The sequence below is a fragment of the Shewanella sp. 1CM18E genome (assembly GCF_023161665.1).
GTDB lineage: Bacteria > Pseudomonadota > Gammaproteobacteria > Enterobacterales > Shewanellaceae > Shewanella.
The window spans coordinates 124840-143907 of record NZ_JALNTW010000008.1; the positions used below are offsets into that span (position 1 = coordinate 124840).

Here is a 19068-nt window from a genome sequence, read left to right on the forward strand (position 1 = left end):
CCGTTACAGATCTGACTCACGGATATAACGATATATTTCCGGAGTTTGCTCTGGTTTGGTATCGCCAATGTGAATCGCTTTTTTCACTGCAGCTTCAGCTTCAGCAAAGGCGTTTTCAGATTGGGCATGAATAAATGCAATAGGCTTGTCGGCATTAATCTCATCGCCTAATGCGCAAACTTGCGAAAGCCCCACGCTATAATCAAGCGCATCACCAGGTTTGCGACGACCACCGCCCAAGGTTACTACTGCAAGTCCAAGCTCACGAGTATCCATCGCGGCTGCAAAGCCGGATTTATCTGCGTAAACAGGACGAATAATTTGTGAGTCAGGTAGGTATTTGCTGTAGTTTTCTACAAAATCAGCTGGACCACCTAAACCTGCAACCATACGACCAAATATTTCAGCCGCTTTACCGTTATCAAGCACGGCATTAAGTTTAACGCGAGCGTCAGCTTCATTACTGGCAAGTCCGCCTAGCACTAGCATTTCAGCACATAGACCCATAGTCACTTCGTATAAACGAGGATTACGGTAAGCGCCTGTCATAAAATCAACAGCTTCTTTCACTTCTAATGCGTTACCTGCACATGATGCCAATACTTGGTTCATGTCGGTAAGTAATGCAGTTGTCTTGGTACCAGCGCCATTTGCTACCGCAGTAATACTGCGTGCTAGTTCTTCAGATGCCTCATAAGTTGGCATAAACGCGCCAGTACCTACTTTGACATCCATGGCTAAGGCATCAAGGCCTGCTGCAAGTTTTTTAGAAAGAATTGAGGCGGTAATTAGCGAGATAGATTCAACCGTGGCGGTATTATCTCGAATAGAGTAGAAACGCTTATCAGCAGGAACAAGATCGCCTGTTTGGCCAATAATCGCCACGCCAGCTTCTTTTACTACTTTACGGAAAAGTGCGCTATCAGGCTCAGTATTATAACCTGGGATGGCGTCAAACTTATCGAGCGTACCACCGGTATGACCAAGGCCTCTACCTGAAATCATAGGTACATAACCACCGCAAGCTGCAGCCATTGGGCCTAACATCAAACTAATGACATCTCCCACACCACCGGTTGAGTGTTTATCGATAATTGGACCGTTTAGATTAAGTGATTGCCAGTTGAGCACTGTGCCAGAGTCACGCATTGCAGTAGTAAGCGCAATACGTTCATCCATGTTCATGTCATTGAAATAGACCGCCATACCTAGGGCTGCGATCTGACCTTCTGAAACTGTATTGTTAGTGATACCGTTAACAAAGAATTGAATCTCTGCCGTCGACAGCGCTTCTGCATTACGTTTTTTACGAATAATTTCTTGAGCTAAAAACATGTACTACCTCCAAGAGTGTAACTGAATTTCTAATTAATAGCAGTTTCAGTTAGCATTCCACTAATAGGAATCAAAAGCCGTAATATTGTTACATACTAACGGACTTTTGATACACCTAATTAGATTTAGATCACACTTAATAACAAGCTTAAGGTGTAAAGATTAGTAACCTTGTGCACCTTGTGGTGCATCGCCTAGCTCTAATGTATGAAGCAAGTTATTCAATAGGCTTGATGCGCCAAAACGGAATGTCGCTGGAGTTGCCCAGTCATCACCTAATAGGCGAGCTGCAACACCTAAGAATTCAGCAGCTGCTTCAGCGTCTTTAACGCCGCCAGCTGGCTTAAAGCCAACTTTAGGGTTCTTTTCGCTAATCACTGTCATCATGATTTCAGCAGCTTCAAGCGTTGCGTTCACTGCAACTTTACCTGTAGAAGTCTTGATAAAGTCAGCGCCAGCATCAATAGATAGCTCAGATGCTTTACGAATAAGTGCAGGATCAGCTAACACGCCAGATTCGATGATAACTTTAAGAATTGCATCGTCGCCACATGCTTCTTTACAAGCTTTAACTAGCTCGAAACCTACAGTTTCGTTGCCAGCCATTAGCGCGCGGTATGGGAATACAACGTCAACTTCATCAGCGCCATAAGCCACTGCCGCACGAGTTTCTAAAACTGCGATAGCGATATCGTCGTTACCGTGTGGGAAGTTAGTCACTGTAGCAATTTTGATGTCATCGCCATCAATTTCGTTTAGGGTTTTACGTGCAATCGGAATAAAGCGTGGATAAATACAGATTGCAGCAGTATCGCCAGCTGGCGTCTTTGCTTTATGACATAAATCAATAACCTTTTGATCAGTGTCATCATCATTAAGCGTAGTAAGATCCATTAGATTAATGGCTTGTTGTGCTGCTTTTTTTAAGTCGCTCATAATAGCTCTCCGAGAAAGATTCAATTAATTAATTTAAAACAGAAATTTATCGCATGGCGATGCCTAGAACTGGCTTGTTTTTGTTTATATTTTTGGCCGGGTCTTCGAACATAACCGAATTACAATGCTTTAAACGCATAGCGCGCCAAACATAAAAATAATTATTCAGGTATCCAACATTGTGAGCCTATTTAGCTCAACTATCCTGACACTAGTGTCACGACTTGAATCCATGAAGACCGGGAAGGGAGAGTACTATCACTTTAAATCTGCCTTTCCGCGAAAAATCCGTTTTAGCGCGTAATAAATCTTAGGTAACTTATGTTACTTCATTCACCAATTAAAGGTGCTCTGTTAATACTTACATAAACAAACTACGGCATTAAACTCAGTATAACGAGCTTACATAATATAGCTGATGCTTAGGTAAAAATTAACTCATTTACATTACAATTTGAATGTAATTTAACGCTTAATGTATTGAGTAGAGTATTGGGTTTCGTTTTAAGATAGAGCCGCGAAATTCGCGGCCCTGTCGTCTACTTACAATGTATTAAGCGATGCTTAGAACTTGTATGTAGCTGTGAAGTAGTGTGCAACACCTGTAGTTTCTAGACCGAATGTACCATCATCTTTAAGAAGGTAAACATCGTTGTACGCTTTTAGGCCGTAACCAAGAGCGTAGTTGTCTGAATGCCAGTGTAGACCGAAGTATGCGGCACCACCGTGAGACGTGGTTGTAGTGTTAACAAAGCTACCATCTTCGTCATATGCATTAACTTCATCAGCGCCGAACTGGTAATCAACATAACCTTGGAAAGAGATGAATGAACCATTGTCGAAGTTAACAACAGGCTTGAACCAGTTCATAGAGAATTGGTAACCGTTCCATTCTTTAGCATTCATGTCATAGAAAGAGTAAAGGTTCATGCCAGTCTTACCTAACCATGGAACCATTACATCCGCACCAATACCGATTGAAGCATTGTTTACGTCATTTGTCTCGTTACCATCAACGTCAGTACCGCGGATTGCTCCACCACCCCAGTTAAATAGAGTTGAGATATAAACTTCTTGGATAGGACCAACAGAAAGATCCATTCCAGTCATTGCGTCGATAGAGAAACGAGGAGCAAACTTCATGAACATTTTGCTTGCACCGTTATTCTTATCACCGTAGTCACGGTTAGTTACGTTGAACACATCAACATAGCCGTATAGGTCTACGATACCAGCGCGGCCGCCAAATTCCATCTCTAGGTAATCATGACCATTGTCAGTAGAACCGTCACGTGGAAGTTCGTTTACAGCGTACATTGCGTTGAACTGCATCCAGCTGTAATCGCCAGCGCGTAGGTCAGAACGGTCAGCAGCGAATGTAGGTGCAGACATAGTTGCCGCGATAGCTGTAGCTGCTAAAGCGAAAGTTTTAACGTTTTTCATCATCAACCCCATTTATTTTATGGTGTGCCGCCCTTCTTTATGAAGAGTCAGCGTTTCTTTTTTATGGCGCGCATTTTACTTAATTTCCGTCAAACTTCAACATGATTAATGTAAAAATGCGAACACTAAGTTTTAACATCAAAACAACTTTATGATTTTGTGACAGAATCGACTGTCTAATCATCTTTTTTGTCATTTTCAAGCCGAAACAATCCCTAACCAGTCGCTATTGATCATTTCAAAAACATATCATTGGAAACTTCAGTCTTACTCTCTTTTGCTTTTAGGTAAGCAAAAGCAAAAACTGAGCCCTAAGGCTCAGTTTTTAATATGATTACAACGCTAGGAATAGACCCGCTAATGTTGCACTCATTAAGTTCGCTAGAGAACCGGCGATAACCGCTCGGATACCAAGCTTAGCTAAATCGTGACGACGATTAGGAGCCATAGAGCCCAGACCGCCAAGCAGAATCGCGATTGAAGATAGGTTAGCGAAACCACATAGAGCGAATGAGACGATAGCTTGTGTTCTGAAACTCATAGCCGCTTGCGTACCTTCAACACACAAAGGTAGACCTTGCGCGACTTCTTCTACAACACTGGTACAAGCCGTAGCTGCTTCGTGAATGTATGGAGCGAAGTTTAAGTAAGCAACGAATTCATTCACAACAATCTTTTGACCGATGAAAGAACCAGCAACTAGTGCTTCGTTCCAAGGCACACCGATAAGGAATGCTAATGGCATGAAGATATAACCTAGAATTAGTTCTAGTGTTAAGCCTTCCATACCAAACCAACCACCGATACCACCGATGATACCGTTGATCATAGCGATCAAACCAACGAATGCTAGAAGCATTGCACCAACGTTTAGTGCTAAGTGCATACCAGACGAAGCACCTGCAGCAGCTGCATCAAGAACGTTAGCAGGCTTATCAGGATCTTCTGGTAAGTCGCTCATTTCGTTCTTAGCTTCTTCAGTTTCAGGGTGCATCAGTTTAGCCATTAATAGACCACCTGGTGCAGCCATGAACGATGCCGCAACTAAGTATTCAATTGGTACACCCATCTGCGCGTAACCAGCTAGAACAGAACCAGCGATAGATGCAAGACCACCCACCATGATTGCGAATAGCTCTGAGTTAGTCATAGTCGCGATAAACGGACGCACAACTAGTGGTGCTTCAGTTTGACCAACGAAGATGTTAGCAGTAGCAGACATAGACTCTGTACGACTTGTGCCAAGTGCCTTTTGTAGACCACCACCGATAATACGGATGACCCACTGCATAATGCCTAAGTAGTAAAGAACTGCAATTAGAGAAGAGAAGAAAACAATAACAGGTAGTACGTTTACGGCAAAAATAAAGCCAACCTTGAAGTTAGCTAAATCACCGAATAAGAAACCAATACCATTTTGCGCGTATCCAATAACGCTAGATACGGCATCAGACATACCTTGAAGAATATCTTTACCAACCGGAACTGCCAATACAAAGCCACCTAACGCGGCTTGAATTGCCAAGGCACCGAAAACTGTACGCTTGTTAATTGCATTTCTATTGTTCGATAACCCGAAAGCTATCGCTAGCAAGGTGACCACCCCTACTAAACTCATTAAAATATCCATTAACCATCACCCTATTGTTAATACTTTTTAATTATGTTGTTAACCAACCTTTTTTCACGACCACGATTATACCCGACCAGCTCCCTAAAAGCGTCGTATTGATCAAGTTTTTGAGGTTTTATTTCAATGATTTTGTTGAAAAAAATGATGCGACAAGCATCTGTTTAAGGAGAAAAAAACTAAAGGTCAAAGAGTTGCGTGACGTTATAAAACATCTGTTCTGAAATAAGAACGGCAGATTTTTTTTGTAAATTCGCCATTTTTTGGAGGATATCAGGCAAAATTAGCGGCGTATTTCGACGATTTTGACTATTTTTAGGCGTCATCGCAGGCGAATCTGTTTCCAAGACAAAAGAATCTAATGGTAATTGCGCCACCGTTTGTTGCAATTTAGGTGCATTATCATTGAGTAAAAGCCCGCCCACACCGACTTTATAGCCTAAATTAACATATTGTGATGCCAGTTCTGGCCCACCATAAAAACCATGAATTACGCCTTTTTTACTTGGTTTCAGTATTTTAAGTAATTTAATAACCTCTTCATGAGCCTTAACAGAATGAATAATGAGAGGTAGTTCAAACTCTACTGCAAGCTCAATTTGAGCTGTAAATACTTTCAATTGTGTATCAAAATCACTTTTATGTAATTTATCTAAACCACATTCCCCTATGGCGACTAATTGAGGTTTTTCTTTATATTTCAGTAACAAAGTTCTTAGAGACTTAAGCTCACTATCTATATTTGCAGCATGACCGCAGTACCAAGGGTGGATCCCTAGGGCATATAAACATCGATATTGCTCAGCAATTTTGAGCTGATTATGCCAATGCAAAGCTGAAACGCCCGGCAGCACAACGTTATCGATCCCGGCAAGTTTCATTTGAGCAAATAACTCAGCTCTATCAATATCAAACTCAGGGAAATCAAGGTGAGCGTGGCTGTCTATAATAGGTAGGGGGTTACTCATGGCTTTTGCTTCGCTCGTTTGATTCTGTTCTGAAAGCCTCTGACTGTCTTTTTGATATGTCGATTAGCTCAGGTTCTGACAAGCGTGGTAAGCAGCTACGGCGATTTTCAGGCGTAAGTCCCATACTATCGCACCAACCTATATATTTTTGCCAACAGCGGCTAATTAAGTTCATTTTAAACTTATCTCCCTCACTCCCTGTATCTCCACAACCAAAACTTAGCTTATAACGCCAAGATTAATATAAGTCGCCTTTGTAATCGATACAAACTAACTCGAAAAAGATCCGCCTTCTTATACCAATCAGTTTAAACATTTAGTCACTCAGCAAGAGTTTAGCGGTTTTGCGGAAAGGTCATTAAATGCTCCTCGGTAAAGGCCCTGCATTATTCTACCTTAGACCATCTTTGGTCTCGTACCTCCTATATTCATATAGTTGTGCTTGAATGACATTAACTACATCTGACCTCCAAGGATCGAGGAAATGTCTTATGTATGTCTGGAACATGCATGACCATGTGGTTTACTGCGAGTGAAGAGCATCGTTGAATTAGGGTTGAGCAGACTCTTTGTTTGTAAAAATTCACAGTATCTAATCGCAAAAACTCGCCATTCTGAAGCTTTTTTAGCGGCCTACTTCTGCGTTGATTAGCTTTAATAAGGGAACAACCATTATTGCAGCTATTCGCCTTGAATTAGTTTGCCAAAAATCGCTCGGAGTAGATCAAACTCTTATACTGATTGGTATTAAGCCACTCTCGTTAGAGAGTAAAAACAAAAAATCCCAAGCCTAGGTTTGGGATTTTTATTAAATCGGCATTAACTGTAGCGTTAGTTACACGCTCATACTACCAATAAATATTAGTTTTCGCGCGTCTTTGCGAATTCGATGTCTGGGTAACGTTCCATAGATAGATTCAAGTTAACCATAGTCGGTGCGATGTAAGTGAGGTTGTCACCACCATCTAATGCAAGGTTCATGCTGCACTTACGTTTAAACTCATCAAGTTTCTTATGATCATCACAATAAACCCAACGTGCAGTAGCAACGCTAATCGCTTCGTAAATCGCTTCAACCTTGTATTCAGTCTTCAAGCGGCCTACAACCACTTCAAACTGTAGCACACCAACAGCACCAACAATTAAGTCGTTACTATCAAGTGGTCTAAATACCTGCACAGCACCTTCTTCAGACAACTGTACTAAGCCTTTAAGCAATTGCTTTTGCTTTAACGGATCTTTTAAGCGAATACGACGGAACATTTCTGGCGCAAAGTTTGGTACACCAGTAAAGCGGATTTTTTCGCCTTGGGTAAATGTGTCACCAATGCGAATTGTACCGTGGTTGTGTAAACCAATAATGTCACCTGGGTATGCAGCTTCTGCACGGTTACGATCGCCCGCCATAAAGGTTAGTGCGTCACTCACATTGACGTCTTTACCTAGACGTACATGGTGCATCTTCATACCTTGCTCGTATCGACCAGAACAAATACGCATAAAGGCTACGCGGTCACGATGCTTAGGATCCATGTTTGCTTGGATCTTAAATACGAAACCACTGAACTTTTCTTCTTCTGGCTGAACGTCACGGGCTTCTGTTTCACGTGGCTGTGGCGTAGGTGCCCACTCAACGATACCGTCAAGAATATGATCAACACCAAAGTTACCCAATGCAGTACCAAAGTACACAGGGGTAAGCTCGCCTTTTAAGAATGCGTCGTGATCAAATTCATTAGAAGCGCCTAAAACTAGCTCCATTTCATCGCGAATATCAGCGGCATAACCACCAATAGCTTCATCAAGCTCTGGGTTATCAAGCCCCTTGATGATACGAGAGTCTTGAATCGTGTGGCCCATACCATTCTGATACAGAATCACTTCATCGCGTAAAATGTGGTAAACACCCTTAAACTCTTTACCCGCACCAATTGGCCAAGTAATAGGTGCGCAGGCAATATTAAGTACTTCTTCTACTTCATCCATCAACTCGATTGGGTCGCGAATATCGCGGTCAAGTTTGTTCATGAAGGTAACGATTGGTGTATCACGTAAACGTGTTACTTCCATCAGTTTAATAGTACGTTGCTCAACACCTTTAGCAGAGTCAATAACCATCAAGCACGAGTCAACAGCGGTAAGCGTACGATAAGTATCTTCCGAGAAGTCTTCGTGACCAGGTGTATCGAGAAGGTTAACTAATGCATCGTTATAAGGAAACTGCATTACAGACGTAGTGATTGAGATCCCGCGGTCTTTTTCCATCTCCATCCAGTCAGATTTTGCATGCTGACCTGACTTTTTGCCCTTTACAGTACCCGCTTTTTGTAAAGCGTTTCCGAATAAAAGAACCTTTTCAGTAATGGTGGTTTTACCCGCATCTGGGTGAGAGATGATGGCGAAAGTGCGACGTTTGTCGACCTCAACTTTATAGCCTGACATGTTTACCTGTAATTCTGGGAGTTTACAAAGGCGGCAATTATAGCCGCTCACCTATATTTTGGCTACCAAACTAGCCAGTAAAATCGGCTTGATAACCATTTGTGGCTAGTCAAAAATAAAAAAGCCCCAATAAGGGGCTTTAATTACCAGCAAGACACGCGCTCTAACGATTAGTTAGAGCTAGTTTTTAACAACTCGTTAGTTCTTGCAAGTTCCAGTCTCGCGTAGCGATGCTCTACAAAATCATAAATATTAGTTGCAAGGGCTAACCGGAAGTAATTAGCGGCTTCTGCGTTATCACCTTTTTTCTGAGCTATTTTTGCCATATAGAAATACGCTTCACACAAACGCTCTGCATACTCTTCTGGGTGCTTCAAACCATCTTTAGCCAGTGAGAACACCTGCTCTTTGGTTTTATTACCTAAGTAATAATCAACCAACACCGTAGCCCAAGCATTGGCTTGTAAATTCGCTTTATGTTCAGCAAGCTCAGTTTTAGCCGCAAGTTCATCAACTTCACTTTCAGCTAAATACAACCATAATGCGCGGTAGCCATCTGACGGATCTCGCATATAGAAATCGCTCATATCATTAACAGCTAGCTCCATACGCTCACCGTAGTATAAGGCAATCCCTCGGTTCAAAAATGCGTAATCATAATCAGGAGACAACTCCAATACAGCATCAAATGCTTCATATGCACTTTCGAATTCACTTTCCTGGGTGTAATAAATACCTAGAAAGTTATAAGCATCTGCAAGATTAGGCTGCAGTTTTAATGCCTGATGAAAGTCGATACGGCCTAATATACGCAGGCCGACACGATCATAAATAACACCACGGTCATAATGGAATCGTGCTCGTTGTTCAGGAGTTAGCTCTACTGACGCTAAAATTTCATTTAATTTTGCTAAGGTGATTTCTAGCTTATAGTCAGGCGAAACAGGTGCAACCCTAATCGACGCTTGTCGTTCACTTTCGGACTGAGTGGACACACATCCTGTCAGCAGCATACTCACACTTGTTATAGCTACAGCTACAACAGTTCGCATCTTTTGATTCATCCATTTGACCTTTTGAGTTCACCAATAGCTCCAATCATAGCAACCCCTAATCACGACTGCTATCAAGGAATTGAAAATAATCTAATTCTTGCTGATTATTTCACCACAACACTTTATTTTAGCCATAAAAAAGGAGGCCATTGGCCTCCTTTAGATTCAAAGTGCTAGTGCTTATTCAGCAGCTGGCGCCTCAGCTTTTGGTGCAGCTTCTTTCATAGAAAGACGTACACGGCCTTGGCGGTCAACTTCCATCACTTTAACTTTAACTTCTTGACCCACTTCTAGGTAGTCAGACACGTTCGCAACACGCTCTTCAGCGATTTGAGAAATATGTACTAGACCATCTTTACCAGGAAGAATCGTTACGAATGCACCGAAGTCTACGATACGTACAACTTTACCGTTGTAAACTGTACCCACTTCAACTTCAGCAGTGATCTCTTCGATACGACGGATAGCTTCTTTAGTTGCATCGCCATTTGAAGATGCAATCTTCACTGTACCGTCGTCATCTAGCTCAATCGTCGTGCCGGTTTCTTCAGTAAGAGCACGAATTGTCGCACCGCCTTTACCAATAACGTCACGGATCTTCTCAGGGTTGATCTTGATAGTTGTGATACGTGGAGCGTGATCAGAGATATCTTCACGGTGACCAGAAATAGCTTGGTCCATTACGTTTAGGATATGAACACGTGCGCCGTATGCTTGCTGTAGAGCAATCTGCATGATCTCTTGAGTGATACCTTCGATCTTGATATCCATCTGCAGTGCAGTAATACCGTCGCGAGTACCCGCTACTTTAAAGTCCATGTCACCTAAGTGATCTTCATCACCTAGAATGTCAGAAAGAACGACAAAATCGTCACCTTCTTTAACTAGACCCATTGCAATACCAGCAACAGAAGTTTTGATTGGTACACCAGCATCCATAAGTGCTAGAGAAGTACCACATACTGATGCCATAGAGCTTGAACCGTTAGATTCAGTGATTTCAGATACAACACGCACGCTGTATGGGAATTCTTCAGCTGTAGGCATAACAGCGTTAATACCACGCCATGCTAGTTTACCGTGACCGATTTCACGACGCTTAGGTGAACCAACCATGCCAGTTTCACCAACTGAGTATGGAGGGAAGTTGTAGTGCAACATAAAGCGGCTAGTTTGCTCGCCCATGATGCTATCAATCTTCTGTGCGTCACGCTCAGTACCTAGAGTACAAGTTACTAGTGCCTGAGTTTCACCACGAGTGAATAGTGAGCTACCGTGTGTACGCGGTAAAACACCAGCCATAACGTTTAGTGCACGAACCATATCAGGCTCACGACCATCGATACGTGGGTTACCAGCAATAATACGGCTACGAACCACTTTCTTTTCTAGGCTACCTAGTAGACCGTCGATTTCACGTAGATCTGCATCTGCATTTTCAGCTAGTAGTGCGTCTTTAGCAGCCGCTTTAACAACACCAACTTGCGCGTAGCGATCTTGCTTAACTTCAATTTGGTATGCTTCAGTCAGACCTGCTTCAGCTAAATCTTTGATTTTAGCAACAAGGTCTTGGTCTTGAACTGGTGCAGTCCATTCCCACTCTGGCTTGTTAACTTCAGCTTTTAGCTCTTTGATTGCTTCAATAACAACTTGCTGTTGCTCATGACCATAAACAACCGCGCCTAGCATCACTTCTTCAGGTAGTGCGTTTGCTTCTGATTCAACCATAAGTACTGCACTTTCAGTACCAGCAACAGAAAGTTCAAGTTGGCTATCAACAAGTTGAGAAACGGTAGGGTTAAGAATGTACTCGCCATTCACATAACCAACACGTGCAGAACCTAGTGGACCATTAAATGGAATACCAGAGATAGATAGCGCAGCAGAAGTACCAATCATAGAGATAACTTCTGGGCTGATTTCTGGATCTACTGAAACGACAGTAATGATAACCTGAACTTCGTTTTTGAAACCGTTCGGGAATAATGGACGGATTGGACGGTCAATTAGACGTGCTGTTAACGTTTCGCCTTCAGATGGACGACCTTCACGCTTGAAGAATCCACCAGGGATCTTACCTGCTGCGTATGTTTTTTCCTGGTAATTAACGGTTAGTGGGAAAAAGTCACGGCCTGGCTCTTCAAACTTCTTGCCAACAACAGTAACTAAAACTGTTGTATCACCCATACTTGCCAAAACAGCTGCGTCTGCTTGACGTGCAATAACCCCAGTCTCTAATGTGACTGTGTGCTGACCATATTCAAAACTCTTTACGATTGGATTCACGTGAACCATTCCTTAATATTTAATTACCTTAATTACGCGCGTAAGTATACTGCAAGTTTATTCAATAGTTAAAGAGATTGATTGATGACAAAGAGGAATCTTTTCTCTAAAGTGGTTCAATCAGCCCATAAGCATTCAAATTGAAAGCAAAGCGTGTTGACGACGCCCTGCTTAAGCTATTGATATAAGGGACAAGGTTCGATGAAGGAGAGGTTCAAATCCCTCACATGGAAACAGACTATTTTAGTGGTCTCGGCAACGTTATTTTTTGCTGTGGCTGTCTTTATTGTTGAGATTTCACTACTTGTTCTTGATGCCAGACAAGAATTAAAAGTTAACCAACACGAACTATTAGACTCGGTAGACCAACCAGCGACTAATGCAGTTTGGGCACTAGACGATGTGCTTGCTACCCAAACGATACAGGGCGTACTAAAAGTTGAACATGTGAATGCTGCGATTTTAGAGCTTGAAGATGAAAGCCCTTTCGTGTCAGTTAATAACGGAGCATCGGCCATTCAGCCGCAACTATTCCAGCATATTAGCAGCAAATTATTTGGTGATTTAAAACAAATATCACGCGCATTATACCGGCCCCTTTATGTCGATAATAATGGTAATGAAGAGCACATTGGCACCTTAATTATTTCGTACGATACTCAAGGACTAACAAACTCGCTGCTTTCAACATTGCGATTCAGCCTTTGGGCAACACTTACTCGTGCTTTTTTACTTACCTTAGTACTTTCAGTTATTTTTCACCGTTTTCTAACCCAGCCAATTGCTCGAATTAGTGCAGCAATCGACGATATCGATACTGAGTTTCCTGCCAAAAATCGATTGCCAGTAGATGAGTCTCATAATAATGATGAGCTTGGGCTAGTTACATCCAAACTTAATCAAATTTTGGTTCAATTTGATAACACCCAAAATAAGCTGCGTAAAATGGCAACCAGAGATCCTTTAACTGGACTACCTAATCGCGCGCTATTATTAGAAACAATCGCGGTTACTATTACTCGTGCAAAACAGCATCAAAGCCAATTCGTATTATTGTTTATTGATCTGGACCGCTTTAAAAATGTTAACGATTCACTAGGCCATGAAATTGGCGATCAATTTCTAATTCGAGTGGCTCGCACCCTTGAATTAAGCACCGGCCAAGTAGGCACTGTTGCAAGGTTAGGTGGCGACGAATTTGTAGTATTAGCTGATAGCTTAGCAACGCCAACGGTTGCTGCTGAATTTGTAGATAAGCTGCTGTTACAACTCAATGCACCTATGCAACTAAATGAACACACAGTGCACCCTGCAGCATCTGTGGGGATCGCCATTTATCCAGATGACGGCTTAAGAGCTGAAGATCTGATCCGGCACGCAGACATCGCCATGTATAGCGCCAAAGCTGCAGGCTCAAACCAGTGGGCTTTTTTCAAACCGCAGATGACAGAACGCGCAGCGGTAAGATTAAGAACGGAAGCATCATTACATGACGCGCTAATTGATGATGAGTTTATACTGTTCTTTCAACCCAAACTTGATATTCACAGCGGCGAACTCGTTGGCTGCGAAGCGCTTATTCGCTGGCAAAAAGATGGTCACTTAATTAGTCCGGTATCCTTTATTCCGGTAGCGGAAGATACCGGCATAATCATTCCCATTGGGCGTTGGGTAATAGAACAGAGCTGTAAAACGATTAAAGACTGGAAAACCCGCTATAAGGTTTCCGTACCAATAGCTATCAATGTATCAACACAGCAATTTCAAGACGCAAGCCTAGTACCTGATATTAAGCAAGCATCACTACGCTACGAAGTTGCCCCTGAACTTTTAGAAATCGAGATCACTGAAACTTCGCTTATGGATGATATTGAGTCAGCAATTTTGAAGCTACAGCAGCTAAAATCAGGAGGCTTCGGCATCGCAGTAGATGACTTTGGCACCGGCTATTCGTCACTGTCTTATTTGCGCCGCTTACCTATTACCACCATGAAAATCGATCGCTGTTTTGTTTCAGATCTTCCCGATGACAGTGCAATAGCTGCAACTATTTTGATGTTAGGCAAACAGCTGAATTTGAACATTGTCGCCGAAGGCATTGAAAATCAAGAGCAGTTACAGTGGTTGCAAGAAAAAGATTGCCAAATTGGTCAGGGCTTTTACTTCAGCAAACCATTGTCGATTGAAGACTTTGAGCAAAAATACTTTGTCTCAAATCACGCTGTAGTTAACAAGCTTTAACTCCCATAAAAACCACCTAAAATTCGCCAGTCTGGAACGTTTTTGGCTCGCTACTTCTGCGTTGAATAGCTTGTATGGATAATAAACCCACCTAATTTACAAGTACTGCCCAGTTTCGGGTAATGTGAGACCCAGCCTTTACCGACCTAGGAAAACACAAATTTTAGACACAAAAAAAGGAGGCTAGGCCTCCTTTTAATAGATCAGACGTTAAAATTAACGACGTAGACCTAACTTCTTGATTAGCTCTTGGTAGCGAACAACTTCAGTACGCTTAAGGTATGCAAGAAGCTTACGACGTGTGTTAACCATACGTAGTAGACCACGACGTGAGTGGTGATCGTGGATGTGCTCTTTGAAGTGACCTTGTAGGTGGTTGATCTGTGCAGTTAACAGAGCAACTTGAACTTCAGTAGAACCAGTATCGTTTTCACAACGACCAAATTCAGCAAGGATTTGAGCCTTAGCTTCAACACTTAGTGACATTTCTATCTCCAAAATATTACATTAAAAAATCTTTAGCCGATCACTAACTCAGCCAAAGGGGCGCGCCATTCTACCTATTTACCTTTTAGGTAGCAAGATCAATGTCAGAATAAACCAACTATTTCTCTTGAGTGTCTCTTACAACAATAAGGCGCTTAGGTGCGAGTTGGCCATCATCATTCATCTGGCCAATGCCAACAAACTGTCGCGACTCACCAATAGTGATCCGCACGAGTTCATCGACAGGTAAATTTGATACTTGCACTGGGTTACCGTTCATAAGATATGTTGCTAGCTCTTCAGAGACATTCACCTCTTTAAAGCCACTGACAGCAGTATCCATAGGCAACAACAGCGGGTCGAGTACGTCAGATAAAGACAGTGATTCTGCTTCTGCTTTGGCTACAAGCTCTTCAAGTTGTTTAAGCGACACCATCTTATCGTATGGGTAACCCGCAACCTGAGTACGGCGTAACATAATCACATGTGCGCCACAGCCTAGCATCTCACCCAAATCATCAGTGATTGTGCGAATGTAAGTGCCCTTTGAACAATGGATATCTAGCGTTAACTCATCGCCTTCTAGACTGATAAAATTAAGTTCAAATACATTAATTGGGCGAGCTTCACGAGGCACTTCAATACCTTCGCGCGCATATTTATATAAAGGCTGACCTTGATATTTTAACGCTGAAAACATTGAAGGTACTTGCATGGTTTCACCACGGAAGTGCTCTAAAGCTGTTTCTAACTGCTCTTGAGTGAAATTAATTTCTCTCGTTTGAACAATCTCACCGTCTGAATCGCTTGTATCTGTGCGTTGACCTAATTTTGCAGTCACTAAATAACGCTTATCAGCGTCAAGCAAATGCTGCGAAAACTTAGTCGCTTCACCAAGACAAATAGGTAACATGCCCGTAGCTAGCGGATCCAAAGCACCGGTATGGCCCGCTTTATTCGCATTAAAAAAGCGCTTAACTCTTTGTAATGCGAAATTTGAGCTCATGCCAGTGTCTTTATCTAACAGTACAATACCGTCGATAAAACGGCCGCGAGAACGACGTGCCATTACTTATCGCCCTCTTCCTTAGATTCATCCTGTCCAGCATCAGGTTCAATACCGTGCTGCTTCTGTTTCGCTTCATCATTGCTGATAACGCGGCTAACTAGGTTAGACATGCGCATACCTTCAACAAGCGAACTGTCGTAGATAAAGCGCAGTTCAGGCATCACACGCAGTTTCATGCGGCCTGCTACTAATGAGCGGATGTAACCCGCTGCTGCATCTAACGCTTCTACTTTCTGTTGCACTAGCTCTACGTCTTCTTCAAAGAAGGTAACGTAAACTTTTGCATAGTTAAGGTCGCGAGATACATCTACGTCATTAACAGTGACAAAACCGATACGTGGGTCTTTCATGTCACGCTGAAGAACAACCGCTAACTCTTGTTGTAGCTGCTGTGCGATACGGCGTGTACGACTAAATTCTTTTGCCATAATATATTTGCCATAAATATTAAGGGCGGCTAACGCCGCCCTTATAACTAACTTGATAAATTACAAGGTACGTGCAATTTCTACAGTTTCGAAGACTTCAATCTGATCGCCAACTCTGACGTCATTATAGTTCTTCACACCGATACCACATTCCATGCCGTTACGAACATCGTTAACGTCATCCTTGAAGCGACGAAGTGATTCTAGTTCACCTTCGTAGATAACAACGTTGTCACGTAGTACACGGATTGGAGCGCTACGCTTGATGGTACCTTCAGTAACCATACAACCAGCAATTGCACCGATCTTAGGCGACTTGAACACGTCACGAACTTCAGCAAGACCAATAATCTCTTGTCTGAATTCTGGTGCAAGCATACCACCCATTGCGTCACGAACTTCATCAATTAATTGATAAATGATGCTGTAGTAACGTAGGTCAACACTTTCACTATCAACAACTTTACGTGCCTGTGCATCAGCACGAACGTTAAAGCCAACCATGATAGCGTTAGATGCTGCAGCTAGTGTTGCATCAGTTTCAGTTAAGCCACCCACACCACGAGCGATGATGTTAACTTTAACTTCGTCTGTAGATAGCTTATCTAGTGAGTCTGCAATCGCTTCAAGTGAACCTTGAACGTCTGCTTTAAGTACTAGGTTAAGTTCTTGAACTTCACCTTCAACCATGTTAGCGAACATGTTTTCAAGCTTAGACTTCTGCTGACGTGCAAGTTTAACATCGCGGAACTTACCTTGACGGTAAAGTGCAACTTCACGAGCCTTACGCTCATCACGTACAACAGTCGCTTCATCACCCGCTGATGGCACACCAGATAGACCTAAAATCTCAACTGGAATAGATGGACCAGCTTCAGTGATTGACTTACCGTTCTCGTCTTTCATCGCACGAACTTTACCGTACTCAAGACCACATAAAACGATATCACCTTGCTTAAGCGTACCTTCTTGTACAAGCACTGTAGCAACTGGACCGCGGCCTTTATCAAGCTTAGATTCAACTACAACACCAGCAGCCATACCTTCACGAACAGCCTGAAGTTCAAGAACTTCAGCTTCTAGAAGAATACCTTCTAGTAACTCGTCGATACCAGTACCATCTTTAGCTGAAACGTGAACAAACATGTTGTTTCCGCCCCAATCTTCAGACATTACGCCATGCTGAGAAAGCTCAGACTTAACGCGATCTGGATCAGCTTCAGGCTTATCAATCTTGTTTACAGCAACAATCAGAGGTACACCACCCGCTTTAGCGTGTTGGATAGCTTCAATTGTTTGCGGCATAACACCATCGTCTGCAGCAACTACTAGAATTACGATATCAGTCGCCTTAGCACCACGAGCACGCATAGCTGTAAACGCTGCGTGACCAGGAGTATCTAGGAAAGTGATCATGCCGTTTTCAGTTTCAACGTGGTATGCACCAATGTGCTGTGTAATACCACCGGCTTCGCCTGATGCAACTTTTGCACGACGAATATAATCAAGTAGTGATGTCTTACCGTGGTCAACGTGACCCATGATGGTAACTACAGGAGCACGAGGCTCAACTTTAACGTCGCCGTTACGATCAGAAAGTACTTGATGTTCTAGCTCGTTTTCACGAGTCAGTACAACTTTATGGCCCATTTCTTCTGCAACAAGCTGTGCAGTTTCTTGGTCAAGTACTTGGTTGATGGTAACCATAGAGCCCATCTTCATCATTTGCTTGATGATTTCAGTGGCTTTAATAGACATTTTAGAAGCAAGTTCAGCAACAGAAACGGTTTCACCGATGCTCACATCAGCTTTAACAACTGCTGCAGGCTTAGTGAATGCGTGATCCATTGACTCTGGCGCTACGCTACGATTGTTACGTGAGTTGCGTGAGTTGCGGCTATCACGACGGTTATCTTTACCACCGCGCTTACCTTTGCCTTTACCGGCTGGGCTATTGCTTGCTTCATTACCCGCTTTAGCAGCTGGCTTACGTGGACGACGGCCACGCTTTTCAGCATTCGCATCAGCAGTATCTTCAGCTGCGCGCGCTTCAGTAGATGTCGTCACGTGGTGATCAACTGACTTTTCAGCTTCTTTACGTGCTTTTTCTTCTTCAGCCCAACGCTTTTCGTTTTCTTCAGCTAAGCGACGCGCTTCTGCAGCAGCTGCTGCCGCTTCTTCGTCTGCTTTTGCTTTTGCTGCTGCTTCTTGAGCTGCTAACAATTTAGCTTCTTCAGCTTTTGCTGCTTTATCTTCAGCAGTTTCTGCTGGTTTATCATTTTGCACTTTTGCTTTTGCCTTAGCTTCGGCTTCTGCCTTAGCTTTTGCCTTAGCTTCTGCTTCAGCTTTCGCCTTTGCTTCTGCCTCAGCTTTTGCTTTGGCTTCAGCTTCTGCTGCAGCCTTCGCTTCTTCTGCTTTAGCTGCTGCTAGTTCCGCTTCAGCTGCTTCATCACGCTTAACAAAAGTGCGCTTTTTGCGAACTTCTACTTTAACGTCTTTTGACTGTCCACCGCTACCAGCAACACTGAGTGTTGAAACTGATTTGCGTTGTAATGTCATTTTCTGTGGGGCTGCATCGCCGCCGTGTTGCTTCTTAAGGAAATCAAGCAACTGCTGTTTTTCAGATTCAGAAACCGTATCTGTTGCCGATTTCTTAATACCAGCCTGAGAAAACTGCTCAACTAAACGATCAGCGCTTTTCCCAACTTCTGTGGCTAGTTTTTCTACTGTAGTATCCGCCATATTTAAA

General features: G+C 42.8%; 13 protein-coding genes. 1 reads left to right on the top strand and 12 read right to left on the bottom strand.

Features of this window, described 5'->3' with window-relative positions:
* Window positions 1-3: 3 nt before the first annotated feature.
* The 8 genes from deoA to pnp all read right to left on the bottom strand — a co-directional run bounded on the left by deoA (window position 4) and on the right by pnp (window position 12095).
* Window positions 4-1335, bottom strand: a complete 1332-nt coding sequence (gene deoA / locus MSG37_RS12390) for a thymidine phosphorylase (RefSeq protein WP_248470974.1) — start codon at window positions 1333-1335, stop codon at window positions 4-6.
* A gap of 162 nt (window positions 1336-1497) precedes the next feature.
* Entirely contained in the window at window positions 1498-2271 is a 774-nt protein-coding gene (deoC, locus tag MSG37_RS12395) for a deoxyribose-phosphate aldolase (RefSeq protein WP_248470975.1), read from the bottom strand.
* 564 nt (window positions 2272-2835) lie between these two features.
* Complete coding sequence (locus tag MSG37_RS12400) at window positions 2836-3714, bottom strand: outer membrane protein OmpK (RefSeq protein ID WP_248470976.1); 879 nt, start codon at window positions 3712-3714, stop codon at window positions 2836-2838.
* A gap of 334 nt (window positions 3715-4048) precedes the next feature.
* Complete coding sequence (locus MSG37_RS12405) at window positions 4049-5344, bottom strand: NupC/NupG family nucleoside CNT transporter (RefSeq protein ID WP_248470977.1); 1296 nt, start codon at window positions 5342-5344, stop codon at window positions 4049-4051.
* Window positions 5345-5523: 179 nt separating this feature from the next.
* Window positions 5524-6312, bottom strand: coding sequence for a TatD family hydrolase (locus tag MSG37_RS12410; RefSeq protein WP_248470978.1), 789 nt, complete (start codon window positions 6310-6312; stop codon window positions 5524-5526).
* A gap of 861 nt (window positions 6313-7173) precedes the next feature.
* A complete protein-coding gene (gene prfC, locus MSG37_RS12415) occupies window positions 7174-8754 on the bottom strand; it encodes a peptide chain release factor 3 (RefSeq protein ID WP_248470979.1) in 1581 nt (526 codons plus the stop codon).
* A gap of 170 nt (window positions 8755-8924) precedes the next feature.
* Window positions 8925-9818: a lipoprotein NlpI gene (gene nlpI, locus MSG37_RS12420; protein WP_248470980.1), complete on the bottom strand. Its 894-nt coding sequence runs from the start codon at window positions 9816-9818 to the stop codon at window positions 8925-8927.
* A 171-nt stretch (window positions 9819-9989) separates the two neighbouring features.
* Entirely contained in the window at window positions 9990-12095 is a 2106-nt protein-coding gene (gene pnp / locus MSG37_RS12425; RefSeq protein WP_248470981.1) for a polyribonucleotide nucleotidyltransferase, read from the bottom strand.
* Between the two features lie 201 nt (window positions 12096-12296).
* Between pnp and MSG37_RS12430 the strand changes: the two genes are divergently transcribed.
* The gene (locus MSG37_RS12430; protein WP_248470982.1) at window positions 12297-14336 is read left to right on the top strand and encodes an EAL domain-containing protein; all 2040 of its coding nucleotides are present in this window, start codon (window positions 12297-12299) and stop codon (window positions 14334-14336) included.
* Between the two features lie 216 nt (window positions 14337-14552).
* Here the strand turns inward: MSG37_RS12430 and rpsO are convergent, their stop codons facing one another.
* From rpsO to infB, 4 genes are all read right to left on the bottom strand, one after another.
* On the bottom strand, window positions 14553-14822 hold the full coding sequence (gene rpsO / locus MSG37_RS12435; protein WP_028769136.1) for a 30S ribosomal protein S15: 270 nt from the start codon (window positions 14820-14822) through the stop codon (window positions 14553-14555).
* Window positions 14823-14940: 118 nt separating this feature from the next.
* Complete coding sequence (truB, locus tag MSG37_RS12440; protein WP_248470983.1) at window positions 14941-15891, bottom strand: tRNA pseudouridine(55) synthase TruB; 951 nt, start codon at window positions 15889-15891, stop codon at window positions 14941-14943.
* The gene (gene rbfA, locus MSG37_RS12445) at window positions 15891-16319 is read right to left on the bottom strand and encodes a 30S ribosome-binding factor RbfA (protein ID WP_248470984.1); all 429 of its coding nucleotides are present in this window, start codon (window positions 16317-16319) and stop codon (window positions 15891-15893) included. Before rbfA ends, truB begins: the two co-directional genes overlap by 1 nt.
* Before the next feature lie 60 nt (window positions 16320-16379).
* Complete coding sequence (infB, locus tag MSG37_RS12450) at window positions 16380-19061, bottom strand: translation initiation factor IF-2 (RefSeq protein ID WP_248470985.1); 2682 nt, start codon at window positions 19059-19061, stop codon at window positions 16380-16382.
* Window positions 19062-19068: the final 7 nt, after the last annotated feature.

What these genes read in the sequence shown, in the direction of transcription:
- rpsO (WP_028769136.1), bottom strand. Translation starts at nt 14,822, where the DNA reads ATGTCACTAAGTGTTGAAGCTAAGGCTCAAATCCTTGCTGAATTTGGT.
- MSG37_RS12400 (WP_248470976.1), bottom strand. Translation starts at nt 3,714, where the DNA reads ATGAAAAACGTTAAAACTTTCGCTTTAGCAGCTACAGCTATCGCGGCA.
- infB (WP_248470985.1), bottom strand. Translation starts at nt 19,061, where the DNA reads ATGGCGGATACTACAGTAGAAAAACTAGCCACAGAAGTTGGGAAAAGC.
- nlpI (WP_248470980.1), bottom strand. Translation starts at nt 9,818, where the DNA reads ATGAATCAAAAGATGCGAACTGTTGTAGCTGTAGCTATAACAAGTGTG.
- MSG37_RS12410 (WP_248470978.1), bottom strand. Translation starts at nt 6,312, where the DNA reads ATGAGTAACCCCCTACCTATTATAGACAGCCACGCTCACCTTGATTTC.
- MSG37_RS12430 (WP_248470982.1), top strand. Translation starts at nt 12,297, where the DNA reads ATGAAGGAGAGGTTCAAATCCCTCACATGGAAACAGACTATTTTAGTG.
- MSG37_RS12405 (WP_248470977.1), bottom strand. Translation starts at nt 5,344, where the DNA reads ATGGATATTTTAATGAGTTTAGTAGGGGTGGTCACCTTGCTAGCGATA.
- rbfA (WP_248470984.1), bottom strand. Translation starts at nt 16,319, where the DNA reads ATGGCAAAAGAATTTAGTCGTACACGCCGTATCGCACAGCAGCTACAA.
- truB (WP_248470983.1), bottom strand. Translation starts at nt 15,891, where the DNA reads ATGGCACGTCGTTCTCGCGGCCGTTTTATCGACGGTATTGTACTGTTA.
- deoC (WP_248470975.1), bottom strand. Translation starts at nt 2,271, where the DNA reads ATGAGCGACTTAAAAAAAGCAGCACAACAAGCCATTAATCTAATGGAT.
- deoA (WP_248470974.1), bottom strand. Translation starts at nt 1,335, where the DNA reads ATGTTTTTAGCTCAAGAAATTATTCGTAAAAAACGTAATGCAGAAGCG.
- prfC (WP_248470979.1), bottom strand. Translation starts at nt 8,754, where the DNA reads ATGTCAGGCTATAAAGTTGAGGTCGACAAACGTCGCACTTTCGCCATC.